The sequence below is a fragment of the Kineosporia mesophila genome, from assembly GCF_021129235.1.
In the GTDB taxonomy this organism is placed as follows: domain Bacteria; phylum Actinomycetota; class Actinomycetes; order Actinomycetales; family Kineosporiaceae; genus Kineosporia; species Kineosporia mesophila.
Window position 1 is genome coordinate 1 of sequence record NZ_JAJOMA010000014.1, and the last position, 16013, is coordinate 16013.

Genomic DNA, 16013 nt, shown 5'->3' on the forward strand with positions numbered 1-16013 from the left:
CGCAGAGCCAGACCGAGGTCATGAACGAGACCGGATGGCGGAACGCCTCCCGGCACCGGCCCCTGCTGCCGGTCGCCGGACGGTCGGAGGCTCTCGTCCGGCCGGACCAGCCACGAGGCCCGCACCCCACCCAGCCGATGAGTGGTGAGGTGGGGGCCACCAGCGTCCTCCAGCAAGATCTGGGCCAGGTCGCGGGCAGTCTCGGTGGCGGGTCCGGCGACCTCGTCGGCCAGCCCGATACCCGTCATGACCTGCCCGGTGGGCGAATCGGTCCACGTCGTGACGAAAATGCCCAGTGCAACCGGCCATTCCGATCCCGGGAAGCCACCTCCCGTCACCGGATCACCCCGGCGACCCACCCCGCCCGACCGAACCACCTCGTCCGTCAAGACCGCTCCGTCCGTCAGGACCGCTCCGTCCGCCCGGACCCCACCGCCCCGACCCGCCCCGGCGCTTTCGCGCACCTCCCGCCGGACGGCCCGGATTCCCTCCTCCGGACCGGCCACCCCGAGCACCGCCCCCGGCGCCGAGATCCACTGCCGGTGAACCACATCGAGAGATCCGGCCCGCACGTCGTCGAGAGCGGCCGGGTCACCGAGAGTGCTGTGGGCCCAGCTGGTCCCCGTCCACCACGCCACCAGGAACCGCTGCTGCAACCGCCAGCCGGTGGACGCGTGCCGCTCCCGGGTCTCCTGCGCCACCACCGGTCTCTCCCGGGCCACGTCCACCTCACCGAGCACCGGGTACCGCACCGCGGTGAGCAGGCCCCGGACGGCCTGCGCGGCCTCGTCCGGGCTCACGGACATCTCGAAGACCGTCACGTCCCGCCCGGTCGCGGCCCGGACCCGATGACGGAAACGGGTGGGCACCGAGGCGACGACCAGGTGCTCGAGCAGATGGACGAGTCCCTCGGCCTGCGGATCCTCGGATCCGCTGCCGACCGGCAGCCTCAGGTTCAGGGCCACCGGGCCGGGCCGCGCGCGCCCCTGGGCCAGCAGAAGCTCAGCCGGGCACATGAGAGGCCGCCGGGCTCATCACGAACAGGGCCTGGGTGATGAAACCCTCGTTCTCGTCGACCGCGATGAGCACCCAGTCGCCGGTGGCCAGCGGACCGTCCGGCCCGAGCGACACCCCGACCACCACCTGGGTCTGCCCGGCGGGGAGCGCGACCGGGTAGCGCAGGATCAGGCCCATCGACTCCCAGAGCACGGTGATCTCCCGGTCACGCTCCTGAGGTTCCGTGTCGAGCGTGAAACGGGCCTGAGGCGAATCGGTTCCGGAGGTCACGACGCTGGTGTCGGCGCAGACCGCACGGATGTCGGAGACCAGGGCGGAGCGGAACGGGTACCGGGTGTGGTGACCCTGCCGATCGTAGACCACGGCCTGCACAGCCAGCAGCCGGTCGTGCGAGTCGTGCACCGCGGCGTGGAAGTAGTCCCGGTCCACCCCGTCGGGCAGCAGCACCAGCAGTTCGGTCTCGGCCTCGGGGTGTTCCGCCGAGACCTGGTGCAGGCGGGTGCGGATCTCCTCGCGGTCGATGAAGTAGAAGCGGTGGCTGATCGTGGCCTCGCCGACCAGACCCTGGGTGATGCTGCGGACGAACACCTTCAGGCCGCTGTCACCGATCACCTCGGCCCGGAAATCGATCTCGGTGGTGGTGCCGGCCAGCAGCTCGCTGGTCACGTTACGGGCGAAGGCCTCGGACAGGTCGTCGGTGTCGTCGAACTCCCGGCCGAACACGGTGTCCACCACCTGCCGGGGCGCAAGATAGGTCATGGTTCCTCCAGATGATCACGGTAGGGGGTGGGGAAAGGAGTTGTCCGGTCGGCTGCTCCACGACTCGTGTCCCTCGGAACGGGCCAGCCGCAGCGGCATCTCGTTCAGCCGGCGACCACCGAGGAAGCGCAGGGCGTGACTGCCGGACAGGTGCTGCAGGCCCGGCACGAGCACCCGCACCACGCGCACGCCCAGCGCCGCCACGTCGGGGGTGGTCAGGTCCACCACGTAGACCTCGTGCCCGGCCCCGGCCAGCTGCCGCACGGCCGAGTCCAGCAGTGCCTCGTCGCCCTCCGGCGCCGGGACGGAAAGACGCGCGGGGCGGCGGGTGATCGGCCCGTGCAACAGGTACCCGGCCCGCTCCCGCAGGTGCGGGTACCGGGTGTAGAGGATGGCGTGCTTGTTGAACTCGTCGACGTCGGAGAAGTCCGGGGCCGCCTCCCAGTCCGCGAAGGTGCGCAGCAGCCGCCGCACGTAGGTGAGCCCCTGCGCCGCCTCCAGGAACGCCTTCTCCACGGCCCCGGTCAGGTCGCCACGGCAGGCGCTGCCGAACGACAGCACATCCTCCCGGTCACGCCGGTACCGCATCACCGCGGCCACCACCGGCAGGTCGAGATCCAGGGACAGGTCGTGGAAGTCGACCGTCCACGAGGTGCCCAGGGCCAGCTGCTCGGCGACCCGGGGCGAGGCGGCCACGACCTCGGGCGACACCGGCCGGGGCGGTAACCGGTGCAGCCAGGAGATGGCCAGGGCGTCGCGCTCGATCACCTCCTGAAGACCGGACAGCACTGCCGCGATGTGCCCGGGGCCCGCGGCCAGGCCGGTGGAGATCGACGGCGCGAACTCGTCCTCCTCGCGCACCCGCCGGTAGGGCAGGTACACGGTCGAGGCCGGCACCCAGACCTCCGCCCCGTCGCGCAGCCGGTGCGCCCGCGTCCAGCGCACCACGTCCGACGCGGTGAAGGGCCGGTAGGGAAAGGCCGGGTCGGCGTACTGTTCCGGCGAGTACAGCGCGAACTCGCCCGGGTGCACGGCCGGCCCGTCCAGATCGTCGTACCGGGCGACCACCAGGTCTTCCCGGCGCCAGATCCCGGCCGCGTACCGTTCCACGCTCTCCCCGGCCGTGGACAGCAGGGCGGCGCTGCGGGTGAAGCCGGCGCCCCCGTTGAGCGTGACCCGCAGCGAGGGCCGCACCAGGCTGTTGTCCGCCGCCACGCTGCCGCCCAGGTGCACCCGCGGCCCGGACTCGGCCAGGCGCACCGTGGCCGAGTGCACGATGCCGGCCACGTCGTCCACCGCCGCGAGCAGCCCGCCCGGCTCGACCCGTTCCCGCCCTGTCTGCTGCTGATCACACCAGGAACAGGTGGGGACGGGCAGCACCGGCCGGTGCCCGGCGCTCAGGTCGTCACCGATCCAGATCAGGTCGTCCTGCGGACCGTCGGCATCGTTCAGCCAGGCCGCCGCCCGCACCCCGGCGAGCACCGCGGCCACCCCGAGGGCGCCGGCCACGCCGACCGGACCCCGCCCCGAGCTCACGCCGCCCCGGGACAGGCTCTGCTGGTACTCCCAGCGGGTGCGCCCGGTCGGCGCGTTCGCGTGCAGGCGGGTGCGCACACACTCGTAGCAGGCCAGCCGCTCGCCCGGCCGCCATACCGGGGTGACGAACGCCCCGCGCCCCGGATCCGCCCCGGCCACCAGGAACGCGCTGCCCCGCCGCACACAGTCCCGGGCCAGCGCCTCGGCCCGCGCGTCGTACAGCGAGTCGGCGATCACCAGCAACAGATCGGCCCCGTCGGCACTCACCCGGGCGTGCGCGGGCAGGGCCACCCGGGCGCAGGCGGTGAGGGTCTCGTCGCCGCACAGCTGCACCGTGGTGCCGGCCACGGGCCGGCCGGGGCGCACCAGCCCGGCCTCCAGCAGGTCCGACAGCCAGGTCAGGGCCTGGTCGCGGGACAGGTCGCGCACCCCGTCGAGCACGTCCCCGACCCGTCGCGGCACGGTCAGCGCGCCGAGTACCTCGCTGACGGCCGCCCCCAGGCGCTCCCCCTGGATCCGCCGTACCCCGGCGGACTCCTCCAGGAAACCGCTGTCGTCGTCCACCGCGTGGACGTGGGTCCCCGGGGAGAGCACGATCTCGTCTTCCAGAGCGGGTTTCGCCATGGTCACTCCTTCGGCCGGGGGTTGCCGGCCCGCGCGGGCCCGAGCAGGGTCAGATGGATGACGGCCTCGTCCTGGCCGTTGACGCCGGTGAGACGGTCGAAGTAGTCGTCGGTGAAGGCGATCATCGGGTGGGCCACCAGATCCATCGCACCGGCCACCAGGATCACGTTCTGGGCCAGGTGCCCGCAGTCGAGATGAACCATCCGGTAGGCCCTTTCCCAGTACTTCCACTGCAGGCGGCGGAACGAGGCGGCGAACACCAGCACCGCGGCCGCCTGCCGGGCCCGGGCCGGGTAGCCGATGTTCTCCAGCACCTCCTGGTCGTCGCAGTCGGCCCGCACGTGGTGCAGGCTGTGCCGGATCGGCTCGTAGTAGTGCACCCCGGGCGCCAGACCCTCGATCCGGCGGGCATAGACGTACACGTCGGTGGAGAACAGCCCGCCGGAGGCCGGGAACGCGCGCATCGGCATCCGGACCGTCGAGTCCGGCAGGCCCGAGCTCCCGGTCACGCCGATCGCGCTGTCCAGCAGATGCCCCAGATCGTCGAGCGTCATGGATGCCTCGTCCATCCCGGCCCACGACCGGCGACTGCGCAACGCCAGGTCGAGACTTTTCTGCGGGCGCTGCCGGTCGCGCCGGGGCAGTCGCACCTCGGGGGTGCCGGGCGCGACCACCCGGGCGGCCTGCGCCACCACGGTCTGCAGAGCGGGCGTGACGGTGGCCAGGTCGACCGGTGGCAGGTCGCGGAAGTTCCTCTGCAGCTTGGAGTTCTCGTGGTAGAGCCGGGAGAGCCGGACCCGTTCGTCCGGGACAGCCAGATTCAGCTGGTTCGGCGCCGGGGCCGACCAGGGTTTGCGGGGCACCGGTCTTCTCAGCCGGGTCTGCACGACCACCAGCCCGTCCCCCTGATGCACGACCCGCCAGGAGACCCCGCGTCCGTTCTCCCGCAGGAAGTCCCGGATCGGCAGACGACCACCGGCCACCTCGATCGGTCTCACCTGCCACCGTCCCGCGAGCACACCCACCAGATGCCGGACCGACCGCTCGGCAGCCTCTTCCAAGGACCGCCCCCACCCGCTGCCCGCGGTCCCGTCCGCACGGGCCGCCACCACCTGGAACAGATCAGCACCGGCCCGCCCGGCCGAGAAGGTCACGGCCCCCAGATGCTTGAGGACGCGCACCACCACCGATCGCAGTCCGTCCGGCTCCCAGGGGTGGCGGGGAACGGCGAACACCTCCAGAGCCCGCAGCAGCGACCGGAGCACCGCCTCGTCCTCGTCCGCCGCCGCCCCGGTGAAAGCCGTTTCCTGAGGGGTGGACAGACGGACAGCGAATCCGGCTTCCAGCGAAAGAAGCTCGGCCTCGGCTTGATCCGGGGCGACGACCAGGTCGCGCAGCGGTACCGGCCCCGCCCGCAGAGCATTGCCCTCCCCCGCGAGACGCCGGTCCACCAGGGCGAGCACGTGCGCGGGCATCGGCCAGGGCGGCGGCAGAACCCGGGCGGCGAGGCCGAGACCCGCCAGGACCGCGTCGTGGTCGACGGCCAGGGCACCGGCACCCGCACCGGTACTGGCACTGGCACTGGCACTGGCACTGGCACCGGCACTCGCACCGGCGGTCACAGGTCCCGCCAGGCCGGGGTGCGCAGGCCGGTGACACCGCAGTCGGGGCAGGCCGGGTCGCGCCACACCCGCACCGACTCCTGCCGCATCCGGTCCGCGTCGAGCGTGAAAACGCTGCCCCACGGGTGGTTCGGCCCGGTCGGGGCGGCGATCCGCAGCAGCAGGTGCGCCAGCACTCCTCCGGTCCAGTGCAGCATCGCCGCCTGGGTGGTGGCCCACGCCGACCAGGCCGCCCCCACCGACGAAGAACCCACCACCGCCGGCGATCCGGAATTCGTTGTCCCACCTCGTTCCAGGCAGGTGGGACAGGCCGACTCCCCGGGTGCCGTCCACGGTCCCAGCCGCACGTCCGCCGGCGTGACGAGCACCGGTGCCCACAGACGTCCACTGTTCTGATGGGCCTGGTTGACCGCCCGCCAGTCGGCCACCGACGCACCCGCCTGCATCGCCACCATCACGGTGACGCCGTTCTCACCCGGCGCCGGCTGCGGGAGCGGATCACCCGGGCGCCAGTCCTGACCGACCTGGACCGCCAGCCCCTGCTCGGCGACGATGCGCCCGAGCCGCCGCACGTAGGCGGTCGGCCCGTGCAGCACGACGCTGCGGTCGAGAACCGCCAGGAAGTGCTCGTCCGGCTCACTGCTGTGCCGGGCCAGGTACCGGTAGAGCCCGCTGTGCGCCGGGGAGACCATGCGCTCCAGCACCTCCGACCGCGGGGTGCGCACCAGGTCGAGGCGCTCGATCAGCTCGCGGTACTTGTCGTAGAGCTCCAGGTCGCCGGGATCGAGCTCACCCGGCGCGGCGGGGAAGGCGAAGAGCGGCAGCACCTGGTCGATCAGGCGGTGCAGCTCGGCGGCCACCTCGTCGTCCGCCCGGACCTCGAGCGTGCGGGCGGCGCTGCCGAGGGTGACCAGGCCCGGGCCGACCCGGGTCAGGCAGGCGTCTCCGGTCCCGATCACCGGGGCGGTCGTGGTCATCTGGCCTCCAGGGCGGTCGGAGCCGGAAACAGTGGACGTGCTGGTCGCCCCGGCAGTCGTTTTCGCCTGCGGTGCGTGGATTTCCAGGCTAGGTGGGACCGGATCGGCCCGGCGCCAGCACCAGCCGTTGTTCTTTCCCACGGAAAACCCGGGGCCGCCCCTCACCCTTTCGGACGGCCCGTTGGACACCCTCGTTACATACATGCAAGACTGTATGTATGCGGAACACGGCGGAGGAAGCTGCTCGCACCCGGGAGAAGATCCTGCGTGCGGCCCTGCAGCGTTTCGCCTCCGAGGGGTGGAACGGCACGTCGTTCGTCGGCGTCGCCGAGCAGGCCGGGGTCACCCGGGGGGCGGTGCACCACCACTTCACCGACAAGACCGCTCTGCTCCACGCCGCCCTGTCCCAGGCCTGGCAAGACCATCCCGCCCCGGCGTTCGCGCAGTTGCAGGCCGAGGGCACCGATCCGCGCGAGCGCCTGGTGGCGTTCGTCGCCGGCTATCTCGACGCGCTCCGGGAAGATCCGCAGTTCCGCACGCTGGCCGTGGTCTCGACCATCGTGGCTCCCCAGTCCACCGGGGAGGCCGGTGAGCAGGGGGGCCTGCCGGAGAAGCAGGTGGCCCTGTCCGGCTGGTCGGAGCAGATCCGGCACGTCCTCAAAGAACTGAGCGCCCAGGAACCCCTGGCCCTCGATCTCGACACGGCGGTGTTCCTCATCGCCAGCACCACCTACGGGGTGACCGTCAGCGCCGCTCTCGGCGAGACGCCCCTGCCCGACAGCGCCCAGTCCCGGGCCCTGGCCGAGCGTCTGCTCAGAACGGTCACCGCCGCATAAGCCCTCACCACCACTGCCTGCCCCCGTCCAGGGGGGACCTCTTCAGGGGCGGGCCGAAGGAGCGCGATCGATGAACACCGACGGGGATCCGGCACGTACGGAAGAGGTGTCCGTTTCGCTGCACCACGCCGAGCAGCCGCCCGGCGGCACGGAACCACCGGTCACGGAACCAGATCCACACGCCCGGTACCGGGGCGCGGCCATCGCCGTGGTCTGTGTGGCCCTCTTCGTCGACATGCTGGTCTACGGCCTGGCCATCCCGGTCCTGCCGCTGCTGCCCGCCCTGAAAGACGCGGGGTCCACCGGCACCGGCATCCTGTTCGCCAGCTACGCCGCCAGCCTGCTGCTCATCACCCCGTTCGCGGGGCGCCTGGTCGACCGGCACGGCCCCCGCACCCCGCTGCTGCTGGGGCTGATCGGCCTCGGCGCCGCCACCCTGCTGTTCGCCGTCGGCGGGCCGTACCCGCTGCTGCTGCTCGGGAGGCTCTTCCAGGGCGCCGCGGCGGGCCTGTCCTGGGTCGCCGGGCTCTCCCTCATCGCCCTGGTCACACCGCTGGCCGACCGTGCCCGCTGGATGGGCCTGGCCATGAGCATGGTCGCCCTGGGGGTGCTCGCCGGGCCGCCGCTGGGCGGATTCATCGCCACCCACTGGGGCACGCACGCACCGTTCGTGGTGGCCGCGGTCGTGGCCCTGCTCGACGCCGTGGCCCGGCTGATGCTCGTGCCCCGGCTGCCGCACCGGCAGAACGACGACCCGGCCGGCCCCACCGCCGTGCTGCGCGTGCCCGGCACCCTGGCCGTCGTCGGCCTGATCATCGTGCAGGCCGGGCTGATCGCGGCGCTGGAACCGGTCCTGCCCTTCCACCTGGCCGACACCATCGCCGCCGACAGCACCCGCATCGGCCTGCTCTTCGCCCTCACCGTGGTGGCCGGCGCCACTCTCAACCCGATCGTCGGGGGCCTGGTCGCCACCGTCGACAACCGGCTGCTGACCGGCATCGGCGTGCTGGCCGGAGCGGTGTCGATCTGGTGGGCCGGGGCCGCGGACAGCACCTGGTCGGTCGCCCTGGCCATGGCCCTGCTCGGTGCCGCCACGGCCTTCGTCGCGGCACCCGCCACCACCCTGATCGGTGTGCAGGGCGGCAAGGCCAGCCCACCGGCCCTCGGCGGCGCCTACGCCCTCTTCAACATCGCCTACGCCATCGGCCTGCTGATCGGGCCCCTGCTCTCCGGCCCCCTCACCGATGCTCTCGACCTGTCGGGAGCGCTCACGGCCATCGCCGTCCTGACCGTCGTGGGTGGTGGGGCCGCCGCCCTGGGCGCGCCCTCCATCGCCGGGCTGACCGGTGACGACTCGCAGAGACCGTCGTGACCAGCCTCCTGCACCGCCGGCACGCGCCCGTCCACGCACCTCGCCATCAGGCGTCCGTCCCGCTCAGCCGGGACGGCGCCACCCGGGAACGAGGACCGATGCGGCACGGGTCGCACGGACACCGGGGATTTCGGGGCGGCGACGACGACCAGCGCCTGTCCCTGCTCAACCGCTGGGGCGCGCTGGTGGCCCGGCACGGCTGGATCGCCGTCGGTATCTGGGCCGTGATCCTGACCGTGGCCGGGTGCCTCTACCCGATGCTGCAACGGGAACTGTCCACCCCCAGCTACACGATTGCCGGTTCCCAGTCCGACCAGGCCCAGGAGCTGCTCGGCGAGCACTTCCCGGCCCTGGGCAACGAGCAGGGGGTACTGGTGTTCACGGCGGCGGGCACCGGCGCCCGTTCCACCGCCTACCGGGCCGCGGTCGCCGGGGTGCTGGAGAAGGTCCGGGCCCTTCCCGGCATCACCGGTGTGGTCGATCCGTACACCGAGGGCGGCATCAGCCGCATCGGTGACGACGGGCGCACCGCGGTCGCCCTGATCGGCATGCGCGGCGACGCGAGCGAGCGGGCCGACCTCAGTGACGACATCAGTACGGCGGCGACCGCCGCCGCCTCGGGAACCGGTGTGGAGGCGCTGTACTCGGGCTCCACCCCGTTGAACAAAGACCTGTCCGAGGTCGAGCTGCACGACCAGGAACGCGCCGAGATGATCGGCATCCCGGTGGCCCTGGCGGTGCTGCTGCTGGCCTCGGGTGCCCTGGTGGCGGCCCTGCTGCCGGTCGTCACCGCCCTGCTCGGCGTGCTGCTGTGCATGGGCGTGCTGGCCCTGGTGGCCCCGGTCTTCGGGCTCGACCAGTTCGTCACGGTGATCGCCAGCATGATCGGCGTCGGCGTGGGCATCGACTACGGGCTCTTCGTGGTCAGCCGGTTCCGCGAGGAACTGGCCCACCGCATCCCCGAGGCCTCGACCCGCAGGGAGCGCAAGTGCATCGTCAGCGGCGCGGTCGGCCAGGCCCTGCACACCTCCGGCCGCACCGTCCTGGCCTCCGGCATCATCGTGATGGTCGCCCTCTGCTCGATGGTCGTCATCCGCGGGCACGTGTTCCAGCAGATCGCCCTGGGCACGGGCATCGTCGTGACCTGTTCCCTGCTGGTCAGTCTCACCCTGCTGCCGGCGATCCTGGGGCTGCTGGGCACCCGGGTGGAGAAGCTGGCCCTGCCGCGGCGGATGCGCCCGCAAGACACGGTCGGCGGGGGCGGCGGCGACCCGATGACCACGTTCTGGGGGCGCTGGGCCCGCATGGTGATGCGCCGGCCCTGGCTGTGCGCGGGCGCCAGCATCGTGCTGCTCGTGGTGATGGCCCTGCCGCTGGGCGGGATCAAGCTGGGCCTCGACCTCGGCCTCAATGCCCTGGGCAAGACCGAGTCCGGCCGGGCGCAGCAGATCGTAGCCGGCACCTTCACCCCGGGCGCCGTCGCCCCGGTGCAGATCGTGATCGACGCCGGGGCGGGGGGCATCACCACGGCCGACCTGAACGCCGTGGCCGCCCTGGGCGACTCACTGCGCGCGAATTCCTCGGTGGCGGAGATTGTCTCGCCGACCGAGGCACTCGACCAGGCAGCGGGCCGTCACGACGCCCCCGCCCTGCGCGCCGCCGCCCGGGACGCCGCCCTCCGAACCGACCTGGGCCAGCTCGTCGACCTGGATACCGGGGGCCGCCATCTGCTGCTCACCGTGGTGGCCGACGTGCCGATCGACTCGGTCGGCGCTATGCAGCTGGTGCGCGACCTGCGGAACGACATCCTCCCGGGGGCCCTGGCCGGCACCGGCGCCACGTTCCTGGTGGGTGGGCTGACCGCGCAGTACGTCGACCTCAGCGACGAGACCACCGCCAAGCTCCCCCTGGTGATCTCGATCGTGCTCGGGCTGTCGTTCCTCTACCTGCTCGTGGTGTTCCGCAGCATCCTGCTCCCGCTCAAGGCCGCGGTGATGAACCTGCTGGCCACCTGCGCGGCCCTGGGCCTGACCGTGTTCGTGTTCCAGGAGGGCCACGGCGAGTCGCTGCTCGGGTTCAGCAACGTGGGCACCCTGCAGGCCTACCTGCCGGTCACGCTCTTCGCCCTGCTCTTCGGGCTCTCGATGGACTACGAGGTCTTCCTGGTCGGGCGCATGAAGGAGGAGTGGGACCGCTCGCACGACCACGTGGTCACGGTCGCCACCGCCCTCAGTCACACCGGCCGCCAGATCACCGCCGCCGCCGCGATCATGATGGTGGTCTTCGGCAGTTTCCTGGTGGCCGACGTGCTGGAGCTCAAGCAGATGGGCTTCGCCCTCGCCGTCGCCGTGACCCTCGACGCCACCGTGATCCGGATGGTGCTCGTACCCGCCGTGATGACACTGGCCGGCAAGTGGAACTGGTGGCTGCCGGGACCCCTGGAAAGAGCCATTCCGAAGGTGCACCTGGAATAGCAGAAGGCCCGGAACTAAATCAGCCCGAGCACGGCGGCCTGACGACAGGCCTCCATGCGATTACGCACCCCGAGCTTCTGAAGAATGTGCCGGATGTGATACTCGACGGTATTCTCGCTGATATGCAGAAAGCCTGCGATCTCGCTGTTCCGGTGACCATGATCGAGTAATTGCAGAACGTCTCTCTCACGTCTCGTGAGCCCCACCCGGGGCAGGGAGAGACCGGCGTGCTGACCCTCGTGGAAGATCGAGTCGATGACCCGCACCCGTAACCGGCTCACCAGGTCCATCGCCTCGATCACCCGTCTCGGGCTGGTCTCCAGCTCGAGGTAGACGGCGCACCCCCGGCGGATCCAGCGTTCGGCCCGCCGACGGTCGTGACGGGCTCCGAGCAGGCCGATCTCGATGTCGCTGCGCGCCGTCCGGGCCCGCCACAGGGTCTGCTCGATGTGATGGTCGTCCAGGTCGGCGGCGAACAGCAACCACCCCATGTCGGGGTCGGCCATCAGCGCCGGGAACTCGCTCATGTCGGCGCAGGGCACGATCTCCACCCCGCCCTGGCGCATGGCCCCGTGCGTTCCGGTCGGCCACCACGACCCTAGAAGAATGGCGTTGCCACATCCTTTTTGCTGACGTACTGATGAGTCCAAGGCTGCGTCCCCCCGCTCATGCCAAAGGCCCTCGTCCGTAAGTGCACGTACGGCGCTGATCGGATTATCCAACTGATCCTAACCAGATCGGACGGATATTTAACCCCCGCGCCCCGATCAATCCCGAATGGGCGACGAAAAACCAATCGGTAATATCAGAATCGGCCGATCACATTGTTGACCAGGAAGTGCCGGGCGGGCTTCGTCGGCTGCTCGACCGGGCTGAAGGTGAGCCGGTGCAGGTAGAACCAGCCCGAGGCGAAGGCCCGCACCGCCGCCGTCATGGTCTGCTTGAAGTCCTGCGTCTTCTTCAGGCCGACCAGGTCCACCGAATGCTCCCAGTCCGCGTCCAGGTTGCGCACCCAGGCCGCCGCGGTGCGCGAGTAGTCGGCGAAGTCGTTGCGGGCGGCGACCAGGTCGAACAGACCGTCGGACGCGGCGACGACCTCGCTGAGGAACGCCGGGTTGCACTCGGGGTAGTTCTTCGCCGCCATCGACAGGTCGCTCAGCCAGCGGCGTTCCAGCGGGAAGCGGTGCCCCCAGGTGATGGTCTGCACCACCAGCCGGCCCTGCGGCGCGATCATCGAGCGGCACTGCTCGAAGAAGGCCCGGTATCCGGCGATCTTGCGCCGCTGCGACATCCCCGGCCGGGCGAAGTGCTCGAACGCCTCGAACGAGATGATCGCGTCGTAGGGCCGCACCGGCCGGTGGTCGGCCCAGTTCTCGACCCGCACCTCCAGCCCCGGGATCTTCCGGGCCGCCAGCCAGTCGGCCCCGGTCTGGCTCAGGGTGATCCCGACGGCCTCGGAGATCCCCTCCTTCTCCAGGAGCCGCTTCACCTCCGTGCCGTACCCGCACCCGACGTCGAGAACCCGCTGCCCGGGCTCGATCCGGGCCTGCTCGGCGAGATAGTCCATCTTGCGGTCCTGGGCCTGCTCAAGCGTGTCGCCGGGCTGCCAGAGGGCCGCGGAGTAGGCCAGGCTGGGGCCCAGCCAGATCCGGAAGAAGTCGTCAGGCAGGTCGTAGTGCTTGCGTGCGGCCTCGACCGAGACACCTCGGTAGCGGCCCTTGACCGGGTTCTGGAGCAGTGCCATGTCAGATCTCCTCAGAAACATCAGGGATATCGGGGACGGGGGTGGTCTCGATCCGGTGACCGGACAGGGAGGCCCTCAGGCGTTCCAGTCCCCGGGCGGTACTGACCAGGGGGGCATAGCCCAGGTCGCGCCGGGCCGCGCCGATGTCGAACCAGTGCTCGGTGGTGAGGTGCTCGAGCAGGAACCGGGTCAGGGGCGGTGCCCCCGGCAGAGAGCCCAGGCGCCAGGCGGTCTCACCGGCGGCGGCGATCACCCGGGCGGTCCCCACGCCGATCCGCCGGTGCTCCGGCGGCAGTCCGGCCGCCCCGAGCCACATATTGATCGTGGCCGCGACCGGCCGCGGGTCGTCCTGGGTGATGAAGTAGGTTCGCCCGGCCGGGGCCGATCCCGGCTCCAGCCGCCCGAGCGCGAGAACGTGTGCGTGGGCGGCATTGTCCACGTACACCGTGTCGATGAGCCGATCGCCGGGCCCGACCTGGCGCAGCCGCCCCCGCCGGGCGGCCTCGGCGAGGCGGGGCACGAAGTGCGGGTCGCCCGGCCCCCAGACCAGGTGCGGGCGCAGGGCGCAGGTGGCCAGGCGGGAGCCGTTCGCGGCCAGTACCAGCTGCTCCGCGATCGCCTTGGTGCGCGGGTAGTGACAGGTGAAACGCGTCGCGTAGGGCACGCTCTCATCGACGCCGGACAGGTCCCGGCCACCGTGCACCACGCTCGGGCTGGACGTCAGCACCAGCCGGTCCACACCGTGCCGGCGACAGGCCGCGAGCACGTGCTCGGTGCCGCGCACGTTGGTCTCGAAGAAGTCCTCGGACGGCCCCCAGAAGCCGGTGCGGGCCGCGCAGTGCACCACCGCGTCGCTGCCCGCCACCGCCCGGGCCACGTCCCGTGCGTCCCGCAGGTCGCCGCGCACCACGTCGACCGGCTCGTCGGCCGGCGACGGCAGTGCGCGCCGGCTCAGCACCCGCACCTGGTGACCGGCTGCGCGTAGCTGCACCAGGATCGCCCGCCCGAGGAAACCACCTCCCCCGGTGAGCAGCACCCTCACGAGCCGACCCGCGTCCTCAGATAGCGCCCTGCCGCGACCGGCGACGCCACCCCCGACCGGAAGACCACCTGCCCGCCCACACACACCGCGGGAACCGCGCGGTCGTTGCGGTTGACCATGCGCCGCAGCCCGCCGAAGACGTCCATCGGCGCCTCGTGGTAGGCGTTCACCTCCTGGTCGAGCCCTTCCGGGTCGATCACGGTGACGTCGGCCCGCGCTCCCACCTCCAGGCGGCCCGCGTCCAGGCCCAGCCAGGCCGCCAGCTCACCGGTGAGCCGGTGCACGGCCGCCTCGGTGGTCATGAACGGCTGCCCGGCGCGCTGGGCCTCCCGCACTCTCCACAGCAGGCGCAGCGGGAAGTTGTAGAAGGCCATGTTGCGCAGATGGGCACCGGAGTCGGCGAAACCGATCTGTACCCCGGTGTCGACGGCCAACCGGTCGAGCACGTCGGGCCGGTGGTTGGCGATCGTGGTGCGCCAGCGCAGTTTCTGCCCGTGCAGCACCATCAGCTCGCAGAACGCGTCCACCGGGTGGATGTCCCGGCGGTCCGCGGCCTCGCCGAAACTCAGGCCGATGAGCGAGTCGTCGGGACAGTCGACGATCTGCGCGTCGTACAGGTCCCGGTGCCAGGCCTTCACCGGGAACCGGCGGGTGTACTCGGCGCGGAACCAGTCCCGGTACCCCTGATCGGCCATCAGTTCCCGCCGCTCGACCTCGTCGCGCAGGTGCAGGGCCGCCGCGGTGGCGCCGAACTCCTCGAAGATCACCAGGTCGATGCCGTCGGCGTAGAGCTCGAACGGCAGGGGCAGGTGCTGCCAGCGCACGTCGGCGCGGCCGAACCGGTTCGCCGTGCGGGCGCTGAAGCCGGGCACCCGGAAGAAGAACGGCGCGGCCTTGGGGTCGATCGCCGTCAGCAGGGTGGTGCGCAGGGCCGGGCGCACGCCGAAACCGGAGCTGCTCAGCAGGAAGAGCACGGTGTTGAGCGGCCGGGTGGTGTTCGGGGCGCTCTGCAGCACGGCCCCGTGCGAACGCAGAACGGCGTGCAGGCGGCGGAACTCGTGCCAGGTGGCGTAGGTCGAGGGCAGCCGGGCCGAGCGGTAGCGGTCACCGTCCAGCCGGGCGAAAGGGCTCGTCATCGACGACATCCCGAGCATGCCGGCCTTGACCGCCTCCTCGAGCAGGGCCTCCATCCGGGCCATCTCGGCGCGGCTGGGCCGGGCCCGGGGGTCGACCGAGCGGCCCAGGCCGAGCACGTGGGCCCGCAGGTCGGAGTGGCCGAGGAAACCGGCGACGTTGGGGCCCAGCGGCAGCGCGTCGATGGTGTCGATGTAGTCGGCCGGACCGGACCAGGAGCGTTTGTCCCGCAACGTCTTCAGCACCTGGTCGCGGGGCACGGCCTCGACCCGGCTGAACAGGTCGGCGCAGTCCACCGGGTCGGAGAAGACCGTGGACAGGGAGCAGTTGCCCATCACGACCGTGGTGACGCCGTGGCGCAGCGACTCGGGCAGGCCCGGGTTCACCAGGATCTCGGCGTCGTAGTGCGTGTGGACGTCGATGAAGCCCGGGGTGACCCAGGCACCGTCGGCGTCGATCACCTCGGGGCAGCCGTCCACCGGGAGCGGCGGGCCGGAGATCTCGGCGATCACCCCGTCCCGGATCCCGACATCGGCCAGGACGGACGGGGCTCCCGTGCCGTCGAAGACCCGTCCGCGGCGGATGATCAGGTCGAAGGTCACGACGCCTCCCGGGCGCCGAGCTTGCGCTCGACCAGGTCCACGACGTCGAGGGCGCTCCCGGCGCGCAGCCCGTCGCCGTCGCTGATCCGGATGCCGAAATGGTCTTCCAGCTGGGTGAACAGCTGGAGCAGGCCGATCGAGCTGAGCCCGTGCACGCTGAGCGGGGTGTCGTCCAGGGCGATGGCCTGCCCGGACACCTGGTCGCCCACCGCGGTGGCGAACTCGACGACGGTGGCGAAGATCTGGTTCCTGGTCACGGTTCCTCCTGATCGAC

Annotated in this window: 13 protein-coding genes; 3 read left to right on the forward strand and 10 right to left on the reverse strand. The window is 71.6% G+C overall.

All coding sequences use genetic code 11. The features are described 5' to 3' along the window. From LR393_RS19865 to LR393_RS19885, 5 genes are all read right to left on the reverse strand, one after another. A partial coding sequence (locus LR393_RS19865; protein WP_231485497.1) for an insulinase family protein occupies positions 1-1016 on the reverse strand: 1016 nt, incomplete at its 3' end. Beyond that, complete coding sequence (locus tag LR393_RS19870) at positions 1003-1776, reverse strand: DUF5944 family protein (protein ID WP_231485499.1); 774 nt, start codon at positions 1774-1776, stop codon at positions 1003-1005. The genes LR393_RS19870 and LR393_RS19865, both read right to left, overlap by 14 nt. A gap of 15 nt (positions 1777-1791) precedes the next feature. Further along, positions 1792-3936 (reverse strand): TOMM precursor leader peptide-binding protein, encoded by a 2145-nt coding sequence (locus LR393_RS19875; protein ID WP_231485501.1) that lies wholly within the window; start codon positions 3934-3936, stop codon positions 1792-1794. 2 nt (positions 3937-3938) lie between these two features. Next, positions 3939-5558, reverse strand: coding sequence for a SagB/ThcOx family dehydrogenase (locus LR393_RS19880; RefSeq protein WP_231485502.1), 1620 nt, complete (start codon positions 5556-5558; stop codon positions 3939-3941). Next, positions 5555-6535, reverse strand: a complete 981-nt coding sequence (locus LR393_RS19885; protein ID WP_231485503.1) for a TOMM precursor leader peptide-binding protein — start codon at positions 6533-6535, stop codon at positions 5555-5557. Before LR393_RS19885 ends, LR393_RS19880 begins: the two co-directional genes overlap by 4 nt. 218 nt (positions 6536-6753) lie before the next feature. Here LR393_RS19885 and LR393_RS19890 point away from each other — a divergent pair, with 218 nt between their 5' ends. The 3 genes from LR393_RS19890 to LR393_RS19900 all read left to right on the forward strand — a co-directional run bounded on the left by LR393_RS19890 (position 6754) and on the right by LR393_RS19900 (position 11217). Further along, on the forward strand, positions 6754-7371 hold the full coding sequence (locus LR393_RS19890; protein WP_231485504.1) for a TetR/AcrR family transcriptional regulator: 618 nt from the start codon (positions 6754-6756) through the stop codon (positions 7369-7371). A 70-nt stretch (positions 7372-7441) separates the two neighbouring features. Beyond that, positions 7442-8743, forward strand: coding sequence for an MFS transporter (locus tag LR393_RS19895; RefSeq protein WP_231485505.1), 1302 nt, complete (start codon positions 7442-7444; stop codon positions 8741-8743). Then, positions 8740-11217, forward strand: coding sequence for an MMPL family transporter (locus tag LR393_RS19900; RefSeq protein WP_231485506.1), 2478 nt, complete (start codon positions 8740-8742; stop codon positions 11215-11217). Before LR393_RS19895 ends, LR393_RS19900 begins: the two co-directional genes overlap by 4 nt. Before the next feature lie 14 nt (positions 11218-11231). Here LR393_RS19900 and LR393_RS35550 read toward each other — a convergent pair whose 3' ends face one another. The 5 genes from LR393_RS35550 to LR393_RS19925 all read right to left on the reverse strand — a co-directional run bounded on the left by LR393_RS35550 (position 11232) and on the right by LR393_RS19925 (position 15996). Next, positions 11232-11783, reverse strand: a complete 552-nt coding sequence (locus LR393_RS35550; protein WP_269327569.1) for a response regulator transcription factor — start codon at positions 11781-11783, stop codon at positions 11232-11234. Positions 11784-12022: 239 nt separating this feature from the next. Next, entirely contained in the window at positions 12023-12961 is a 939-nt protein-coding gene (locus LR393_RS19910) for an SAM-dependent methyltransferase (protein WP_231485507.1), read from the reverse strand. A gap of 1 nt (position 12962) precedes the next feature. Continuing rightward, positions 12963-14003: an NAD-dependent epimerase/dehydratase family protein gene (locus LR393_RS19915; protein WP_231485508.1), complete on the reverse strand. Its 1041-nt coding sequence runs from the start codon at positions 14001-14003 to the stop codon at positions 12963-12965. Next, positions 14000-15739 carry an N-acyl-D-amino-acid deacylase family protein gene (locus LR393_RS19920; RefSeq protein WP_231485509.1) on the reverse strand — a complete coding sequence of 580 codons (1740 nt, stop codon included), beginning with the start codon at positions 15737-15739 and terminating at the stop codon, positions 14000-14002. Before LR393_RS19920 ends, LR393_RS19915 begins: the two co-directional genes overlap by 4 nt. Then, positions 15736-15996, reverse strand: coding sequence for an acyl carrier protein (locus tag LR393_RS19925; RefSeq protein ID WP_231485510.1), 261 nt, complete (start codon positions 15994-15996; stop codon positions 15736-15738). The genes LR393_RS19920 and LR393_RS19925 overlap by 4 nt, the downstream gene beginning before the upstream one ends. Positions 15997-16013: the final 17 nt, after the last annotated feature.

Excerpts from the sequence above, each read along its gene's own strand:
- LR393_RS19870 (WP_231485499.1), bottom strand. The coding sequence starts at position 1,776 with ATGACCTATCTTGCGCCCCGGCAGGTGGTGGACACCGTGTTCGGCCGG.
- LR393_RS19875 (WP_231485501.1), bottom strand. The coding sequence starts at position 3,936 with ATGGCGAAACCCGCTCTGGAAGACGAGATCGTGCTCTCCCCGGGGACC.
- LR393_RS19885 (WP_231485503.1), bottom strand. The coding sequence starts at position 6,535 with ATGACCACGACCGCCCCGGTGATCGGGACCGGAGACGCCTGCCTGACC.
- LR393_RS19890 (WP_231485504.1), top strand. The coding sequence starts at position 6,754 with ATGCGGAACACGGCGGAGGAAGCTGCTCGCACCCGGGAGAAGATCCTG.
- LR393_RS19895 (WP_231485505.1), top strand. The coding sequence starts at position 7,442 with ATGAACACCGACGGGGATCCGGCACGTACGGAAGAGGTGTCCGTTTCG.
- LR393_RS35550 (WP_269327569.1), bottom strand. The coding sequence starts at position 11,783 with ATGCGCCAGGGCGGGGTGGAGATCGTGCCCTGCGCCGACATGAGCGAG.
- LR393_RS19910 (WP_231485507.1), bottom strand. The coding sequence starts at position 12,961 with ATGGCACTGCTCCAGAACCCGGTCAAGGGCCGCTACCGAGGTGTCTCG.